Source organism: Rhizobium sp. GCM10022189, from assembly GCF_042656325.1.
Classification (GTDB): Bacteria; Pseudomonadota; Alphaproteobacteria; order Rhizobiales; family Rhizobiaceae; genus Rhizobium.
This window is the reverse complement of sequence record NZ_JBHSOR010000030.1, coordinates 39,396-40,501: the sequence shown is the minus strand read 5'-3', so window position 1 is coordinate 40,501 and position 1,106 is coordinate 39,396. Positions and strand designations below refer to the sequence as shown.

The 1,106-nt window shown below is 61.1% G+C and carries 1 protein-coding gene; it reads right to left on the bottom strand.

All coding sequences use genetic code 11. From position 1 onward, the window contains the following. Positions 1 to 582 precede the first annotated feature (582 nt). A complete protein-coding gene (locus ACFPWW_RS13180) occupies positions 583 to 1,071 on the bottom strand; it encodes a hypothetical protein (protein ID WP_377311990.1) in 489 nt (162 codons plus the stop codon). Positions 1,072 to 1,106: the final 35 nt, after the last annotated feature.

Sequence of the window (1,106 nt, the reverse complement as noted above, 5' to 3'; positions counted from 1 at the left end):
AACGCAAAAGCACGAGATGCGCGAAAGGAATTCCAATATGCAACTTGACACATCAGATAGTCGCTCATTCCTGTGCCTGTCACAGGAATCCAGCCACCGCGCGTCCGCGCGGTGAATGACTCCCATATGCCGCAAGCAAATGAGTCTCTCCTGCCCAAGGACTTGGGCAGGCTGGATCCCTGTGACAAGCACAGGGATGAGGTGGGGAGGGGAGCGTCGCCGCCCAAAGCCGGCGTCGGGCATGGCGGCAAAGGTCATGCCCATCGCCATCGCCCGCAAAATCCTCGTCACAGCCAACGCTTTGCTCAGGGACAAGACCATGCTCAACCCCACCTGAGAATACAGTTGCCAGCCAGCTTGCGTCTGCAAGCTGAAAGGACTCCCTGATCGGGATCGCCTGTAGTCGGCTTATTAGCGCTGCGTTCAAGGAAGAGTCTTGCACCGCGTGGACACGCGGCTGCTGGATTCCTATGACAGGCACAGGAGGGAGATTGGGGTGGCTCGTTCGCCCGCAAAAGGAGCGCAAGGTGGAAGGGAGCGGCGTGCCAACCCTCTCAAATCACATCAAAAAGGCCTGTCCAGTCAGGCCTCGTCCTCGACCCCGCCGTTGACCTGCAGGCTGTTCAGCACCGACAGAATGCCCTGCCAGCTCTGATAACCCGAGGCCGGGTCGGCGGCGCGGCCCTGGGATTCGATTTCGTCCATCGCGTTGCTGGCAATGCCGATGAAGTCCTGCGAGGTGCTGTCATAGGCCGAGCTTTCGGCCTCGGAAAGCGGCAGCAGCGTGCCGTCGGCGGCGATCTTGCCGAAGGGGCGGCCGGAAAGCTGCAACTGCAGGACCTGGGCAAGGTCGAGGTCGCCGGAATCGTAGAGGTCGGTGGAAAGATCGCGCATTTCGGCCGGCGTCATGTGGCTGAAATCGTAGGAGCCGCCTTCTTCGTCACCCGACGTATCCTCGCCGACCGGCTGGTCGAAATCGTCGAGGCTTGCGGCAAAGGCCGAGCCGGCGGCGGCGCTCTTCTTCTGGGTCGAGAAGGCGGAGTAGCTCGGAGTGCTTCCATCGATGCGCATTGTTCGTCTCCTGATCGGGATCATCCTGATGGGCC